Origin of the sequence: Flavobacterium sp. I3-2 (assembly GCF_013389595.1) — a bacterium.
Lineage (GTDB): Bacteria > Bacteroidota > Bacteroidia > Flavobacteriales > Flavobacteriaceae > Flavobacterium.
In genome coordinates, this window is the sequence record NZ_CP058306.1 from 2,917,458 (window position 1) to 2,933,425 (window position 15,968).

The following is a 15,968-nucleotide window of genomic DNA, read 5'->3' on the forward strand; positions in this document are numbered from 1 at the left end:
CGCCATGAAACAACAACTTATCATTAGTATTTTTAGCCTATTTGTTGTTCAAAACATTCAAGCTCAGGAACCGGTTTATGAAAAAATAGAAGTACATGTTGTCGAAACCAAAAAAGAAGAAGTAAAATATCCCAAATTAAAATTAGGAGGTGTTTTTCAAGCAAGATATTTGGCTAATTTTAAAAAAGATGTTGATATCAACGGATTACAACATAGCGATGGAAAATCAGTTGATAATTCTTTCGAAATAAAACGTATGCGTATTTCTTTAGCAGCACAAATTTCTGAAAATTTAGAATTGAACACTTTAATCAATTTAGCCGATTTTAAAAATGATCCTAAAACGCGTGTGTTAGAAAATGCATTTGCTAAGTACACGGTTAACAAACATTTACAAATACAAGCCGGGCAATTTAGACCTCAATTTGGAATTGAAGATTCTCATGCGGTTGATATCATCAAATCTATTGATTGGTCGAATGCATATTATTTAATGGGTAGCAATGGTTGGCAAAGTTTTCAGATTGGGGTCTCTGCAGGTGGACAAGTAGATTTGGGAAAAATTCCTATGAATTACTCAGTTGCAATTACTAATGGAAACGGAAAAAACACCACTGATAATAATAATGGAAAACATTATACAAGTAGAGTTTGGTTAAATTTAGATAAAAAGAAAGATTTTGCTGTTGGAATTAGTGGTGGGATTGGTGAGGAAAATGCACATAAAGTATATGCCTACGGTTTCGATTTTACATACAAGGTAAGCTTGGCTAAAAATTGGAGCGTTGATTTTAGAATTGAAGGCTACCAAGCCACCAATCATGTTTTATATGCTAGTGTATTAGCTACATTAGATGAAGTTGAAGCAGCAAAATTAAATATTGATGATTATATGTTACAAGGTTTTTACATACTTCCAAACTTAAGGTACGAGATTGGTAATCCAAGATTTAAGGCAATTGAACTTTCATTACGTTATGAATATTTAGATGCAAGCTCAAAAATAGATTCCAATCCGAGACAAACATGGACGCCCATGCTCAGTTTAGAATTTCTTAAAAACTATGGTGCACGTTTGCAAATCGGAATGCAATTCGATAATTATAAAACCAACATCGCAAACACCAAAAATTACAATTCAAGTTTAGCCTTTGTACAATTTCAATGTAGATTATAACCCATAAAAAAATAGTTATGAAAGAAGTTAATTTAGTAAAACTAGCCATTACACTTGCGGTTGGAATTGCCATTTGGTTTTGTCCTATTCCAGAAGGAGTTGTACCTGAAGCTTGGCATTTGTTTGCCATTTTTGTGGCTACTATTTTCGGTATTATTTTAAAAGCGGCACCCATGGGAACCATGTGTATGATTGCTGTTGGCTTAACTGCAAGCTTTCAATTACTTGCTCCGGGTGAACCTGGTAAATCAATCACTTTAAGTTTAAAAGGTTTTGGAGATAAAGTCATTTGGTTGATTGGAATTTCATTTTTTATCGCTCGTGGTTTTATCAAAACCGGTTTAGGAAACAGAATCGCTTATTTATTCATCAAGGTTTTCGGAAAAACAACTTTGGGATTAGCATACGGAATTGGACTAGCTGATTTGGTTTTAGCTCCTGCAATTCCGAGTAACACAGCTCGTGGTGGAGGTATTATTTATCCGATTATGAAAGCTACTGCTTTGAATTTTGATTCTGATCCACAAAAGCCAGAAACACATCGTAAATTAGGTTCGTTCTTAACATTAAATTGTTATTATGCTAATTTAATTGGTTCGGCGATGTTCTTAACCGGAACAGCAAGTAACCCCATGTGTCAAAAATTTGCCGCTGATATGGGATTAAAAATCACTTGGATGTCTTGGGCACAAGCAGCAATTATTCCTGGTTTGGTAGCTTTTTTATTGATGCCTTTGGTATTGTATAAAATATTCCCTCCTGAATTAAAGAAAACTGCCGATGCTCCAAAAATTGCAACAGAAAAGCTAAAAGAAATGGGACCTTTTAAGACATCCGAAATTTTGATGTTGGTTACTTTCTTTATCCTTCTTGGTTTATGGATTACAGGCGATTTGTTTAGTATTGATGCTACCACAACGGCATTTATTGGTTTAGCAATTTTATTACTAAGTTCTGTTTTAACATGGGATGATGTAAAATCAGAAAAAGGTGCTTGGGACACCATTGTTTGGTTTGCTGTTTTAGTAATGATGGCAAGTTCACTGAACGAATTAGGATTTATTAAATGGTTTAGTAGTTTAATTGAAACGCAAATGGGTGGTATGGATTGGCATTATGCGTTTCCGCTTATATTAGCTGTATATTTCTTTAGCCATTATATGTTTGCAAGTGCCACAGCTCACGTTGCAGCAATGTATGCCGCTTTATTAGCTGTTGGAATTTCTTTAGGAGTTCCCGGATTACTTTTGGCATTAATGCTAGGATTCACAGGTTCGTTATACGGAACGCTAACGCATTACGGTCACGGTCCAGCACCTGTATTTTTTGGTAGTGGTTATGTTGAACTAAAATCTTGGTGGATTTATGGTTTAATTATAGGTTTATTTTTAATGCTTATTTTCTTAGTTGTAGGAACTTCTTGGATGCGTATGATTGGGGCATATTAGGCAATAGGCTAAGCTATAAGCTATAAGCAATAGGTCATATGCTGTGTTCTAAATCGGAATATCGTTTTCAAATCTTAAAATTTTCAAATTCAATTCCTTATTCTTTATTCTCAATTCCAATGAACGTATTTTGTTAGTACACAGATTCTTCGACTTCGTTTTCACTGCGCTCAGAATGACAGTATATTTCAAATTCAATTCCCGATTCCCTTTTCCTAATTACAATGAACGTTTTTGTTATTACTTCAAATTCTATTTTGTCATGCTGCACTTGATGTAGTATTTGTTTTTTGAGTTGCTAAGGTTTTAATAGTACGTTTTAGATTCTTGTATCTTGTTTTTCCTTTTTACCTCCACTTTTATATTTTAAATTAAGGAGTCTGTGAATCTTCGATTTGATAGCACCAAAAAGAAAGAAAAAGTGCTCCGACGCAGTATTTAAACGATCTACTACGGCTTATTTCTAAAAACAACCGGTCTTGCTTCGCTTCGGTCAGCGGTTGCTTTCTTACGAAATTTCACCTTGCAGATTCTCGTTAAGATACTGTATGTCGGGGGTTAAGATTCCACGAAATAGTTTGAAAGTACATTTTCTAATTTGCATTTTTTACTCCATTCCCTATTTCTCGATTCTCTTTTTCTTTTTTAGCTGTAGGCAATAGGATTTAAGCTGAGTATTAAATCACAATATCGTTTTCAAATTCAATTCCCGATTCTCAATTTCCCGATTCTCAATTCAATGAACGTTTTTAACAGTACTAAATATTCTAATTTGTCATGCTGCACTTGATGAAGTATCGCATTTAGTTTTTCAAATGTTTGATTAGTTTTTTGCATTTTCATTTAACTTTTACCTTGATGCAAAAGTTACAAAAGATCAAGACTGCAAATAGAAATTCTAAAAATGTGCGCATTTTACTAAATCATTTTCAAATACAAGCCTTTATGACTTGGCTATTTACACTGAGCGTGTAAGGCGCAGTATTCATGAGAATTAAAACAAATATTAACGCTCGAATAATCTTGCTTTTTCAAAGCTTCAGTCAGCCAAATGATTCTTTACGAAAATTGCTTCATTTTCTTAACGTATTTCTTTTTGATGTCGGGTTTACGATTCTACTTAATAATTAGTTTCATTTTGAAATTTTCAAATTCAATTTCCTATTCTCTTTTCCTTTTCGACTTTAAACCTTCGACTTTATGCTGTAGGCAATAGGCTTTATGCTGCGTTCTAAATCATATTATCGTTTTCAAATTTAATTCCCTATTTCCCCATTCTCTTTTCCTTTTTTAGCTGTAAGTCTTAGGCTGTAAGCCGTGTTTTTAATCAGAATATCATTTTCAAATTCAATTCCCGATTCTCTATTTCCTTATTCCCTATTACAATGAACGTTTTTGTTATTACTTCAAATTCTATTATATCATGCTGCACTTGATGTAGTATCGCATTTAGTTTTTCAAATGTTTGATTAGTTTTTTGCATTTTCATTTAACTTTTACCTTGATGCAAAAGTTACAAAAGATCAAGACTGCAAATAGAAATTCTAAAAATGTGCGCATTTTACTAAATCATTTTCAAATACAAGCCTTTATGACTTGGCTATTTACACTGAGCGTGTAAGGCGCAGTATTCATGAGAATTAAAACAAATATTAACGCTCGAATAATCTTGCTTTTTCAAAGCTTCAGTCAGCCAAATGATTCTTTACGAAAATTGCTTCATTTTCTTAACGTATTTCTTTTTGATGTCGGGTTTACGATTCTACTTAATAATTAGTTTCATTTTGAAATTTTCAAATTCAATTTCCTATTCTCTTTTCCTTTTCGACTTTAAACCTTCGACTTTATGCTGTAGGCAATAGGCTTTATGCTGCGTTCTAAATCATATTATCGTTTTCAAATTCAATTCCCTATTCTCTATTTCCCGATTCTCAATTCAATGAACGTTTTTAACAGTACTAAATATTCTATTTTGTCATGCTGCACTTGATGTAGCATTTGTTTTTTGAGTTGCTAAGGTTTTAATAGTACGTTTTAGATTCTTGTATCTTGTTTTTCCTTTTTGAAGCACCAAAAAGAAAGAAAAAGTGCTCCGACGCAGTATTTAAACGATCTACTACGGCTTATTTCTAAAAACAACCGGTCTTGCTTCGCTTCGGTCAGCGGTTGCTTTCTTACGAAATTTCACCTTGCAGATTCTCGTTAAGATACTGTATGTCGGGGTTTACGATTCTACTGAATATTTTATTTCATTTTCAAATTATTACATTTTCAAATACAATTCCCGATTCTCTATTTCCTTATTCCCAATTACAATGAACGTATTTTGTTAGTACACAGATTCTTCGACTTCGTTTTCACTGCGCTCAGAATGACAGTATATTTCAAATTCAATTCCCGATTCCCTTTTCCTAATTACAATGAACGTATTTGTTTGTACTCATATTCTATTTTGTCATGCTGCACTTGATGTAGTATTTGTTTTTTGAGTTGCTAAGGTTTTAATAGTACGTTTTAGATTCTTGTATCTTGTTTTTCCTTTTTGAAGCACCAAAAAGAAAGAAAAAGTGCTCCGACGCAGTATTTAAACGATCTACTACGGCTTATTTCTAAAAACAACCGGTCTTGCTTCGCTTCGGTCAGCGGTTGCTTTCTTACGAAATTTCACCTTGCAGATTCTCGTTAAGATACTGTATGTCGGGGTTTACGATTCTACAAAATAGTTTGAAAATACTTTTTTTACTCCATTCCCAATTTCCCGATTCTCTTTTCCTTTTCGACTTTAAACTTTTTATTTTAAATTTTTGACTTTATGCTGTGTTCTAAATCATATTATCGTTTTCAAATTCAATTCCCTATTTCTCGATTCACTTTTCCTTTTTTAGCTGTAGGCAATAGGCTTTATGCTGCGTTCTAAATCATATTATCGTTTTCAAATTCAATTCCCGATTCTCTATTTCCCGATTCTCAATTCAATGAACGTTTTTAACAGTACTAAATATTCTATTTTGTCATGCTGCACTTGATGTAGTATTTGTTTTTTGAGTTGCTAAGGTTTTAATAGTACGTTTTAGATTCTTGTATCTTGTTTTTCCTTTTTGAAGCACCAAAAAGAAAGAAAAAGTGCTCCGACGCAGTATTTAAACGATCTACTACGGCTTATTTCTAAAAACAACCGGTCTTGCTTCGCTTCGGTCAGCGGTTGCTTTCTTACGAAATTTCACCTTGCAGATTCTCGTTAAGATACTGTATGTCGGGGTTTACGATTCTACAAAATAGTTTGAAAATACTTTTTTTACTCCATTCCCAATTTCCCGATTCTCTTTTCCTTTTCGACTTTAAACTTTTTATTTTAAATTTTTGACTTTATGCTGTGTTCTAAATCATATTATCGTTTTCAAATTCAATTCCCTATTTCTCGATTCACTTTTCCTTTTTTAGCTGTAGGCAATAGGATTTATGCTGCGTTCTAAATCGAAATATCGTTTTAAAGTTCAATTCCCGATTTCCCTATTCTCTTTTTCCTAAATTACAATCTTTTGTCGTACATATTTTTAGGTAAAGCGCCTTTTACATCATAAACAACCCCATCTTTATTTAATAAATCGCGTAAATTTAATTTTAGAAATTCTTGATGAGCAACAGTTAATACAACTGCATCAAAACCGTGAATTTTTTGGCTGATTTTAAAAATTTCTTCGATGTTATTCATTGATTTAAAACCATATTCAAGCTGTACTTCATCTGGATTTGCCCATGGATCGAACGTTACTACTTCAAGTCCATATTCTTCTAATGCTTTAATTACATCAATGGCTTTTGAATTTCGAATATCAGGACAATTTTCTTTGAAAGTAATTCCTAAGTTTAATATTTTACCACCTTTTATTTTTAAATCATTTTTTATCATCAATTTGATAATTTGAGAAGCTACAAAAGGCCCCATAGAATCATTTAAACGTCTTGAAGTTAGGATTAATTCTGAATAATACCCAATTTCTTGAGCTTTTTGAGCAAGATAAAATGGATCAACTCCGATACAATGTCCTCCAACCAATCCTGGCTTGAAAGGCAGAAAATTCCATTTGGTACTTGCTGCTTCAAGGACTTCATTTGTATCAATATCCATTAGTGCAAAAATTTTTGCTAATTCATTTACAAAAGCAATATTAATATCGCGTTGTGAATTTTCAATAACTTTAGATGCTTCGGCAACTTTAATCGAAGAAGCTAAATGTGTCCCTGCAACAATTACTGATTTGTACAAATTATCAACAAAGACGCCAATCTCTGGCGTGGAACCTGAAGTTACTTTTAATATTTTATCGACCGTATGTTTTTTGTCTCCTGGATTTATTCGTTCTGGGGAATATCCTGCAAAAAAATCAACATTAAATTTTAAACTTGAAATACGTTCTAATATCGGAATACATTCATCTTCGGTTACCCCAGGATAAACAGTTGATTCATAAATGACCACATCGCCTTTTTTCAAAATTCTTGATATGGTTTCTGATGCTTTATGGAGTGGAGTTAAATTGGGCCTGTTGTTTTTATCAACCGGTGTAGGAACCGTTACGATAAACACATTGGCCTCTTTAATGTCATCTATTTGATTGGTACAATACAATCCTTTTGATTCAGAATCAAAAGGCACATGATCAATGGTTACAGACTGTAAGTCTTTATTTTCAATTTCTTGAGTTGCATCTATTCCTTTTCTCAATTCATCAATTCTGGTTTGATTTATATCAAAACCAACTACTGCATATTTGGTAGCAAAAAGTCTAGCTAATGGCAGGCCAACATAGCCCAATCCTATGATTGCTAATTTAATTTTTTTCATCAATATAATTTTAAAACAAATTAGATACTTATTTTCAAAAACAAAAATAAGCCTTGTTAAAACTTATATAAATAATAAAAGTGCTTATTAATCTAAGCACTTTTATTATTTATGGTTTTCTAAATCTTTTAACAGCGATTTAAAATACTGAAAATCATCGATTGAAATATAATTATGATTCAAAAAAATTTCCAAAGCTAAATTTTAAGAATGTAAATGTGAGGAACTAAGAATATTTTGTTCATTTAGAATGTGATTTATGTTTTTAAGTGTTTTGTTATAAACTGACCAATTCTCAATTTCGATTGTATTTACAAACTTAAATTGTAAATCAAATAATTCTTTAATGATTAGGTATTTTGAATTCATTTTCTTTTAATTTCTTTTCAAATTCCCATGCGGTTTTCATCGAAATTTCTAATGACGTTTTTGGTTGCCAATGAAGTTTTTCTTTTGCTTTTGAAAAATCCGCATAAGCTTCTTGAATATCACCTTCTCGTCGGTTTGAAATTGTATACGGTATTTTTAAATTATTTGCTCTTTCAAATGCTTCAATTATTTCAAGTACTGTAGAACCTGTTCCGGAACCAAGATTAAAAAATTCTAATTTATCTTTATTTTTTTTATGTAATAAATACTGAAGTGCTAATACATGAGCATCTGCAATATCATTAACATCGACATAATCTCTAATTGCAGTTCCGTCTTTGGTTTCATAATCCTTTCCAAAAACTATTAATTGTTCTCGTAAACCTGAAGCCGTTTGTGTGATATAAGGCAACAAATTATTTGGAATCCCGCTTGATTTATCTCCTAACAAATAGCTTTTGTGAGAACCCACTGGATTAAAATATCGTAACGAAATCGCATTTTTATTCATCGCTTTGGTAAAATCAGAAATGATTTCTTCTCCCATAGCTTTGGTTTTACCATAAGGTGATTCTGCGCGCTTCAAAGGTGTTTTTTCTATAATTGGCATTTGGTCTGCTTGTCCATAAACTGAACAAGATGACGAAAAAATGAAATTATCAATTTGGTATTGTTCCATTGATTCAAGCACATTTAATAATCCTTCTAAATTATTACGATAATAATCTAGAGGTTTTTGCACCGACTCACCAACAGCTTTATAGGCTGCAAAATGAATAATTCCGTCTATTTTATTAGCCTTAAAAAAGGTATCAACTTTTACTTTATCTTTTAAATCAATTTCAAAAAAACTTGGTTTTATCCCTGTAATCAAAAAAATATTCTCTAAAACTTTTATAGAAGAGTTTGAAAAATCATCAATAATTGTCACATCAAATCCTGCTTCTTGCAAAACGACAACAACGTGTGATCCAATATAGCCTAAACCTCCTGTAACAAGTATTTTTTTCATTAATTAAATAACTCTTTTTAATTTTTCAAATTCAGCTGCTTTCGTTCTTAATCTAGTTGAAGAATAATGATGGTCTCTTGCATTATAATACAATTCGATACCTTTTTCTTCGCAATATGTTCTACCAGTAAAATTCTTATCTTGATATTCTTCACCTAAAATTCGAACATCAATTTTAAAAGCTTTTAAGATGTCTTCTAAATCTTGTTCGGTAGCGTAAGGTACAATTTGATCAACATATTTACATCCTTCTAACTGAATAAAACGCTCAACAACACTCTGTAAAGGTTTGTTTTTTTCTGGACGATCTAAAGTCGGATCTGTTTGTAAACCGCAAATTAAATAATCGCATTGACGCTTAGCATCCTCTAGCATTTTAATATGCCCTGCGTGCAATAAATCAAATGCACTGAAAGTAATTCCAATTTTCATATTGTGATGTTTTTTAATTTTGGTGTTGCAATTTATTATTACTTTTAAAGAAAAACAAGCAATAACTGTAAATAAAACATTAATAATCTATATTGAAGGTTACTCCAACCGAAACAGCATTGGATTTTCCATAATAATTTATAAAACTTTCGTTTTCTAAATCGGTATCTCCTGCAAATGACGATGAAAAACTATAATTGTACATCGCATATAAACCAATTACATCTGATAATTTATATTTAAATCCTGCGTGAGCTCCTAACGATTTAACACTTGCGTCTAAACCCAAAAAAGGATCCATGGTTTCGGCTATCTTAAAAGTTGGCCCAAAATGAAATCTAACAAAAATTCCAGCATTATAATTTTGTAAAATATTATCAACTTTAGTAAATACTTTTCCATAATTCTCCTCGTTACTATTGTCTTTCCCCGGTTTTATCAAGTAATTTAACCTTACTCCAACAGAAACTAATTCTGTCAAAGCCGAATCGAATTGAAAATCAATACCTGATTTACCATCAACATTTATATATCCAACAAATATTTTATAATCACTATTACCATCATAAGCCATTTGTGCGTTTGACACGTCATAACATCCAAAAATGGTAATCAAACTCAAATATTTTTTTATAAATTTCATTTTTAATTGTTTTTTTAGCGCCCAAATATAATTGAAAGATTCAATTAATTTAACGGTTAGAAAAAAATTAAATTATTTAAAAATTAAAATTATAAAGATTAGACAATTCTTTTTTGTTAATCTTAGATTTTCACTAAAAAACATCAAACAACACTTATGGGATTTTTTAATTTCTTTAAAAAAAATCAAGCACAAATACCTGCAAAAGAAAGCAAAATGCTTTTGGCAATGCCCATGTTTACGAACGGTAATCGTTATGAATTGGCAAAAATTATTTCGCATTTAGAAAATTATTGGAACTTAAATGTGGTCAATGACGATGGAGATGATGACACAGCAATATTATCAATTGATGGAGAACGTGTAGCAATTGCTTATATACCTGCTTCAATTCCGTATGAAGATTTAGAAAATACAGCCAAATACGCCTACAATTGGAAGCATGCAACAGATGAACTTAAACATGTAGATGGTCATGTCATTGTTTCTATCATGTCTGGCAAAAAAACAAACTTAGAACGTCATTTTTTACTTTCGAAAGTTTTATGTTCGTTGTTACAAACTTCAGAATCGATAGGAATTTATCAAGGAAGTCAGTCTTTACTTATCCCAAAAGAACAATACCTAGATTATTTGAATGATATAAAAAACAACGAAATTCCGGTTCCGTTATGGATTTACATTGGACTTAGACCCTCTGATTTTGGTAATTCTGTTTATACATTTGGTCTTGAATCTTTTAATAAATTAGAGTTAGAAATTGTAAATTCAAAATTAGAATTAGAAGAAATTTTTTCGTTTATAATGAATATTTCTGAATATGTAATCCGTAATAATGTCAGTTTTAAAGATAAAGAAACAGTAGGTTTTTCTGCCGATCACAAGATTGAAATTTCTATTTCTAAAGGTGAATTTGTCGATGGTTTATCATGTAAACTTAAATTATAAATAAACCCTATTTTTTTAACCACTTACTAAATTTATGAAACAAAGAAAACTGATCAGTCAAATGCATCCTACGTTGTATTTTTTAGCTGTTTGGCTAAGAAGAACCAAACGAAAAACAGCATGGTTTTTTGATGGAAAATCTTATTCAAAAGTTCACGATTGCGAAGCTTTACCGTTTCGTGTAAAAAAACACCAATCGGTTTTGTTACGAAAATTAGGTCAAAATAACGAACAACTACAATTCAATAAAATAACTAATTTAAAAATTGCAGTTCAGAATTTAAATGGTATCATAATCAAACCAGGAGAAACTTTCTCTTTTTGCAAACTTGTTGGACGCCCAACAAAAAAGAAAGGTTTTTTAATGGGAATGGAACTTTCGTTTGGCGAAGCTAGACCTGGAATAGGTGGTGGAATTTGTCAAATTTCGAACATGATTCATTGGATGGTGATGCACAGTCCATTGACAATAACTGAGAAATCTAATCATTCATTTGATCCATTTCCGGATGAAGGACGTATTTTACCTTTTGGAAGCGGAGCAGCTATCTTTTATAATTATATCGATTTTCAATTTGAGAATCATACCAATAAAACCTTTCAAATTCTATTAAGTGTTGGAGATAAATATTTGGAAGGTGAACTTCGAGTTAATGAAGAATTGGAACATGCTTATCATATTTTTGAAAAAGACCATCATTTTTTGAAAAAAGAAAATGAATATTATCGAAAAAACGAAATTTGGCGTGATTCGATCCTAAAGCAAAATGGAAATGTTATAAAATCTGAACTGTTAAAAAAGAATTTTGCTCGAGTAACTTATGAACCGGAACATTATATAGATTTTTCGGAAGATTGAAATACTTTGTAGATATTTGTAAAATAGAATCTTTATGAATATGAAAAATTATCTTTTTCTTGCGGCAGCCATTTTTTGTGAAACTTTAGCAACTTCGTTTTTAAAAAAAACCGAACAATTTACAAAACCTTTACCAACTTTGATTTTTGCCGTTGCAATGATCACTTCTTTTTATTTATTATCTCACGCTCTAAAAGGCATTCCAATCGGAATTGCTTACGCGATTTGGTCTGGTGTAGGAATTGTTTTGATTTCTGCTATTGGCTATTTTGTTTTTAAACAAACTTTAGATTTACCTGCAATTATTGGCTTACTCTTTATCATTATTGGAGTTCTAATCATTAATCTATTTTCGAAATCAACAGTACATTAATATTTTTTTTAACTATTTGTAATAACCAACGGATTAATTTATACAAAAAAGTAGCTTGACTTATACAAGAATTTTTGTTTGCATATCAATTAATACAAAAAAATTAAAAAAAACTTAATAAACATACTACAATTTTACTTTCTTTAGAAAAAAATTTAGTTAAACTATCAAAAATCAAACTTTAATTTAATCATAATTCTAAGTTAGAATACTAATTTTTGTCAGAAAAAGATATTATAATAGAAAATTAAATGCACTAAAAATCGTATATTTATTTTTTTAAAATCATACAACCTTTATGAAAGCTTTTGAAAACGATTTAGTTTTAAATGGAGATCGAATTATCGAACATCAACCTGCAATATCTGATAAAACTTTACGCTTAAATTTAAATAAAAACATTTACGGTACTTTTTCTGAAATCGGAGCTGGACAAGAAACCGTACGGCATTTTTTTAGATCTGGAGGTTCGTCACGAACTATTGCTAAGGCAATGTCTGCTTACGATAAACAATTTAGTGATGCGATTTATTCTACAGAATCTGATGGTCGGTATGTTACCGAAAGTAGATTAAAAAAAATGCTTGACCACGAAACTCGTTTGATGGAAGAACGATTAGATCGAAATGAGAATCCAGAACGCGTTTATTTTAGTTACGCAAATACAGTTGCAACTATTGATTTTGCTAAAAAATTTAAAGGTCATGGTTGGGTTGGTTTACGTTTTCAGACCATTCCTAATGGTGGATACAACGAAATCATTTTGCACATTCAATTCAAAGAGAATGATGTACAATTACAACAACAAACTTTAGGAATTTTAGGTGTAAATTTAATTTATGGTGCATTTTATCAAAATAACGATCCAAAAAAATTAATTAAACATCTTTACGATCATTTAGATAAAGATCAATTAGAAATTGATACGATTAATTTTTCAGGTCCTGATTTCGAAGATGTTGATAACAGATTAATGAGTTTGTTTTTGGTAAAAAATAAAATGGCTGATGCAGTTATGTTTGCTCCTAATGGAAAAAATATTTTACCTGCAAACACGCTTTTTCGTAAAAACATATTAGTTCTTAGAGGAAGTTTCCGCCCAGTTACTGTTGTAAATATGAATATGTACGAGAATTCATTAAAACAATTTCTTGAAAGAAATTCTATTTCTGAAGCCGAAACAACTGTAATTTTTGAAATGACTTTAAATAATTTATTAAAGGAAGGTGAAATTGATGAACAAGATTTTATTGACCGTGCCGAATTATTATGTTCATTAGGACAAACTGTTATGATTTCTAATTTTAGAGAATATTATAAAGTTGTTGATTATTTAGCTCAGTACTCAAACGAAAAAATTGGATTAACGATTGGAGCTTCTAATTTACTTGATATTTTTGACGAAACATATTACAAACATTTAAGTGGTGGAATTTTTGAAGCTCTTGGAAGATTATTTAATCGAAATTTAGAAATTTACGTTTATCCTTCTAAAGAAAATAAAGATATAATTGATACTAAAAATTTAAAAGTTAGAGATTCTAAATTTCAAGTTTTATACGATTTCTTCAAAAATCAAAATCAGATGGTTGATATTTTAGAATATAATGAAACTAACTTAAATGTTTTTTCTCATGAAGTATTAGAGAAAATTAGAAATAACGAATCCGATTGGGAAAAATATTTACCTGAAAGTGTTTCTAAAATAATAAAAGATAAAAAACTTTTTGTATAAAATAAAAGACCGATTTTCGGTCTTTTATTTTAATATCTGAGAAGTATGTTGTTTAGTTTTTACTTTTAGTATTACATCTTCAATGATTCCATTTTCATCAATCACAAAAGTCGTACGATGAATACCATCATATTCTTTTCCCATAAATTTTTTTGGTCCCCAAACTCCGAAAGCATTGATAACTTCTTTATTTTCGTCTGCAAGCAATGGAAAAGGTAAATTATTTTTTTCTTTAAATTTTTGTTGACGCTCTTTACTATCAGCGCTTACACCAAGAACAACATAATTTGCAGCTAAAAAACGCTGGTAATTATCTCTTAATTCACAAGCTTCTGTTGTACAACCAGGTGTTGAAGCTTTTGGATAGAAAAAAACAACAACTTTTTTTCCTTTATAATCAGATAAATTATGAATGTTACCTAATTCATCAATTGCCGAGAAATTTGGAGCTTTATCTCCTATTTTTAAAATATTCATTTTGTTTCTTTTTGTAAAATTAGCCTTTTTTGATGATTTTTAAAATGTTTAAATACTATCTTTGTGGATAATCATCATTTAAAATGACAAAAGCCGAAAAAGTTCAATTTGTAATTGATACGTTAGAAACTTTATATCCAGAAATTCCAATTCCTTTAGATCACAAAGATCCATATACTTTATTAATTGCCGTTTTACTTTCTGCGCAATGTACTGATGTTCGTGTCAATTTAACAACACCACATTTGTTTGCTAAAGCTGATAATCCGTATGATATGATTAAATTATCAATTGATGAAATTGCGGATATTATCCGTCCATGCGGATTAGCGCCAATGAAGTCTAAAGGAATACATGGTTTGTCACAAATTTTAATTGATAAACATAATGGAATTGTTCCTGCTAATTTTGAAGATTTAGAAGAACTTCCTGCAGTTGGACATAAAACGGCGAGTGTAGTTTTAGCACAAGCTTTTGATATTCCAACTTTTCCTGTAGATACACACATTCACCGATTAATGTACCGATGGAATTTAACTAACGGAAAAAATGTCGAACAAACCGAAAAAGATGCCAAGCGAATTTTTCCAATGGAAACTTGGAATCGTTTACATTTACAAATGATTTGGTACGGACGTGAATATTCGCCAGCGCGAGGATGGGATTTAGAAAAAGACATCATCACAAAAACAATAGGAAGAAAATCAGTTTTAAACGAATATAACAAAAAAGCACTCAAATAACTGAGTGCTTTTGTTTTTAATTTAATATTGTAAAATTCTGAATCTTACAATGTGTATTAACATGTAAAGCTTTGGAATAATTTAAAATAAAATCAACCAATGATTGGTCTGGTTCTTTACATTCAATAATTTCTTCTGAGTAGTTTTTTGTCATATTTAAGTTGTTTCGTTTATATAAAAACGAAACAATTTTAAATATATTGTTAGTCATTCAAAATAATTTGATTTTTTTCGATATTTTTTCTCAAATTCAATAAAGCATAGCGCATTCGACCTAAAGCAGTATTGATACTGACTCCGGTTAAATCTGCAATTTCTTTAAAGCTCAAATCGTCATAAATACGTAAATTAATTACCTCGCGTTGGTCTTCAGGTAACATATCAATTAAACGTTTCACATCCAATTCAATCTGATTACTTATTAAAAAGTTTTCAATATTTGGACTTGAATCGACCATATAATCAAAAACAGAATATTCTTCTTTATCACGTTGCATAGGCATTTTATTGCTTTTGCGATACGAATCGACAATTAAATTATGTGAAATACGAATAACCCAGGGTAAAAATTTACCTTCTTCGTTATATTTATTTGTTTTTAATGTATGAATTACCTTGATAAAAGCATCCTGAAAAATATCATTAGCGACATCTTTATCTTGTACTTTTGAATAAATAAATCCGTAGATTTTTGATTTATGACGGTCGATTAGATGAGATAACGCAACCTCATTTCCTGATATATATTGGTTCACCAATATAGCATCTGACAAAACACAATTAGCCATAATAAACACTTTTAAGTTTTCTTAAATAAATTCTTAGTAGTATTTTTAAATTATAGGCTTCTTGTTTTTAATTGGTTTGAACTCCAAATATATAAAATAAAATTATACTTTACATTTT

General features: G+C 30.6%; 14 protein-coding genes. 7 read left to right on the top strand and 7 right to left on the bottom strand.

The window, feature by feature from the left end; all coding sequences use genetic code 11:
• The first annotated feature begins 4 nt into the window (after positions 1-4).
• Together HW119_RS13920 and HW119_RS13925 are read left to right on the top strand one after the other, a co-directional pair.
• Positions 5-1,177, top strand: coding sequence for a porin (locus HW119_RS13920; protein ID WP_177765380.1), 1,173 nt, complete (start codon positions 5-7; stop codon positions 1,175-1,177).
• 17 nt (positions 1,178-1,194) lie between these two features.
• Positions 1,195-2,625, top strand: coding sequence for an anion permease (locus HW119_RS13925; protein ID WP_177765382.1), 1,431 nt, complete (start codon positions 1,195-1,197; stop codon positions 2,623-2,625).
• 3,529 nt (positions 2,626-6,154) lie between these two features.
• On the opposite strand, the gene HW119_RS13930 is transcribed toward HW119_RS13925, so the two are convergent.
• The 4 genes from HW119_RS13930 to HW119_RS13945 all read right to left on the bottom strand — a co-directional run bounded on the left by HW119_RS13930 (position 6,155) and on the right by HW119_RS13945 (position 9,927).
• Positions 6,155-7,471: a nucleotide sugar dehydrogenase gene (locus tag HW119_RS13930; RefSeq protein ID WP_317171487.1), complete on the bottom strand. Its 1,317-nt coding sequence runs from the start codon at positions 7,469-7,471 to the stop codon at positions 6,155-6,157.
• A gap of 343 nt (positions 7,472-7,814) precedes the next feature.
• Positions 7,815-8,852, bottom strand: coding sequence for a UDP-glucose 4-epimerase GalE (galE, locus tag HW119_RS13935; protein ID WP_177765384.1), 1,038 nt, complete (start codon positions 8,850-8,852; stop codon positions 7,815-7,817).
• A 3-nt stretch (positions 8,853-8,855) separates the two neighbouring features.
• Complete coding sequence (locus tag HW119_RS13940) at positions 8,856-9,284, bottom strand: adenylyltransferase/cytidyltransferase family protein (RefSeq protein ID WP_177765386.1); 429 nt, start codon at positions 9,282-9,284, stop codon at positions 8,856-8,858.
• Positions 9,285-9,363: 79 nt separating this feature from the next.
• Complete coding sequence (locus HW119_RS13945) at positions 9,364-9,927, bottom strand: DUF6646 family protein (protein WP_177765388.1); 564 nt, start codon at positions 9,925-9,927, stop codon at positions 9,364-9,366.
• A 156-nt stretch (positions 9,928-10,083) separates the two neighbouring features.
• Between HW119_RS13945 and HW119_RS13950 the strand changes: the two genes are divergently transcribed.
• The 4 genes from HW119_RS13950 to HW119_RS13965 all read left to right on the top strand — a co-directional run bounded on the left by HW119_RS13950 (position 10,084) and on the right by HW119_RS13965 (position 13,842).
• Entirely contained in the window at positions 10,084-10,875 is a 792-nt protein-coding gene (locus HW119_RS13950) for a DUF4261 domain-containing protein (RefSeq protein ID WP_177765390.1), read from the top strand.
• Between the two features lie 34 nt (positions 10,876-10,909).
• A complete protein-coding gene (locus tag HW119_RS13955; protein WP_177765392.1) occupies positions 10,910-11,734 on the top strand; it encodes a VanW family protein in 825 nt (274 codons plus the stop codon).
• Positions 11,735-11,774: 40 nt separating this feature from the next.
• Positions 11,775-12,107 (top strand): DMT family transporter, encoded by a 333-nt coding sequence (locus HW119_RS13960; RefSeq protein WP_177766703.1) that lies wholly within the window; start codon positions 11,775-11,777, stop codon positions 12,105-12,107.
• Positions 12,108-12,405: 298 nt separating this feature from the next.
• Entirely contained in the window at positions 12,406-13,842 is a 1,437-nt protein-coding gene (locus tag HW119_RS13965; RefSeq protein WP_177765394.1) for a TonB-dependent receptor, read from the top strand.
• 24 nt (positions 13,843-13,866) lie between these two features.
• On the opposite strand, the gene bcp is transcribed toward HW119_RS13965, so the two are convergent.
• On the bottom strand, positions 13,867-14,319 hold the full coding sequence (gene bcp / locus HW119_RS13970; protein WP_177765396.1) for a thioredoxin-dependent thiol peroxidase: 453 nt from the start codon (positions 14,317-14,319) through the stop codon (positions 13,867-13,869).
• An 83-nt stretch (positions 14,320-14,402) separates the two neighbouring features.
• On the opposite strand from bcp, the gene HW119_RS13975 reads away from it, so the two are divergent.
• Positions 14,403-15,062: an endonuclease III domain-containing protein gene (locus HW119_RS13975; protein ID WP_177765398.1), complete on the top strand. Its 660-nt coding sequence runs from the start codon at positions 14,403-14,405 to the stop codon at positions 15,060-15,062.
• 16 nt (positions 15,063-15,078) lie between these two features.
• Here HW119_RS13975 and HW119_RS13980 read toward each other — a convergent pair whose 3' ends face one another.
• Together HW119_RS13980 and HW119_RS13985 are read right to left on the bottom strand one after the other, a co-directional pair.
• Positions 15,079-15,273 carry a hypothetical protein gene (locus HW119_RS13980; RefSeq protein WP_177765400.1) on the bottom strand — a complete coding sequence of 65 codons (195 nt, stop codon included), beginning with the start codon at positions 15,271-15,273 and terminating at the stop codon, positions 15,079-15,081.
• The gene (locus tag HW119_RS13985; protein ID WP_177765402.1) at positions 15,266-15,850 is read right to left on the bottom strand and encodes an RNA polymerase sigma factor; all 585 of its coding nucleotides are present in this window, start codon (positions 15,848-15,850) and stop codon (positions 15,266-15,268) included. The genes HW119_RS13980 and HW119_RS13985 overlap by 8 nt, the downstream gene beginning before the upstream one ends.
• Between the last annotated feature and the right edge of the window lie 118 nt (positions 15,851-15,968).

Coding starts and splice junctions, on each gene's coding strand:
- HW119_RS13920 (WP_177765380.1), top strand. CDS start 5: ATGAAACAACAACTTATCATTAGTATTTTTAGCCTATTTGTTGTTCAA.
- HW119_RS13925 (WP_177765382.1), top strand. CDS start 1,195: ATGAAAGAAGTTAATTTAGTAAAACTAGCCATTACACTTGCGGTTGGA.
- HW119_RS13930 (WP_317171487.1), bottom strand. CDS start 7,471: ATGAAAAAAATTAAATTAGCAATCATAGGATTGGGCTATGTTGGCCTG.
- galE (WP_177765384.1), bottom strand. CDS start 8,852: ATGAAAAAAATACTTGTTACAGGAGGTTTAGGCTATATTGGATCACAC.
- HW119_RS13940 (WP_177765386.1), bottom strand. CDS start 9,284: ATGAAAATTGGAATTACTTTCAGTGCATTTGATTTATTGCACGCAGGG.
- HW119_RS13945 (WP_177765388.1), bottom strand. CDS start 9,927: ATGAAATTTATAAAAAAATATTTGAGTTTGATTACCATTTTTGGATGT.
- HW119_RS13950 (WP_177765390.1), top strand. CDS start 10,084: ATGGGATTTTTTAATTTCTTTAAAAAAAATCAAGCACAAATACCTGCA.
- HW119_RS13955 (WP_177765392.1), top strand. CDS start 10,910: ATGAAACAAAGAAAACTGATCAGTCAAATGCATCCTACGTTGTATTTT.
- HW119_RS13960 (WP_177766703.1), top strand. CDS start 11,775: ATGAAAAATTATCTTTTTCTTGCGGCAGCCATTTTTTGTGAAACTTTA.
- HW119_RS13965 (WP_177765394.1), top strand. CDS start 12,406: ATGAAAGCTTTTGAAAACGATTTAGTTTTAAATGGAGATCGAATTATC.
- bcp (WP_177765396.1), bottom strand. CDS start 14,319: ATGAATATTTTAAAAATAGGAGATAAAGCTCCAAATTTCTCGGCAATT.
- HW119_RS13975 (WP_177765398.1), top strand. CDS start 14,403: ATGACAAAAGCCGAAAAAGTTCAATTTGTAATTGATACGTTAGAAACT.
- HW119_RS13980 (WP_177765400.1), bottom strand. CDS start 15,273: ATGACTAACAATATATTTAAAATTGTTTCGTTTTTATATAAACGAAAC.
- HW119_RS13985 (WP_177765402.1), bottom strand. CDS start 15,850: ATGGCTAATTGTGTTTTGTCAGATGCTATATTGGTGAACCAATATATA.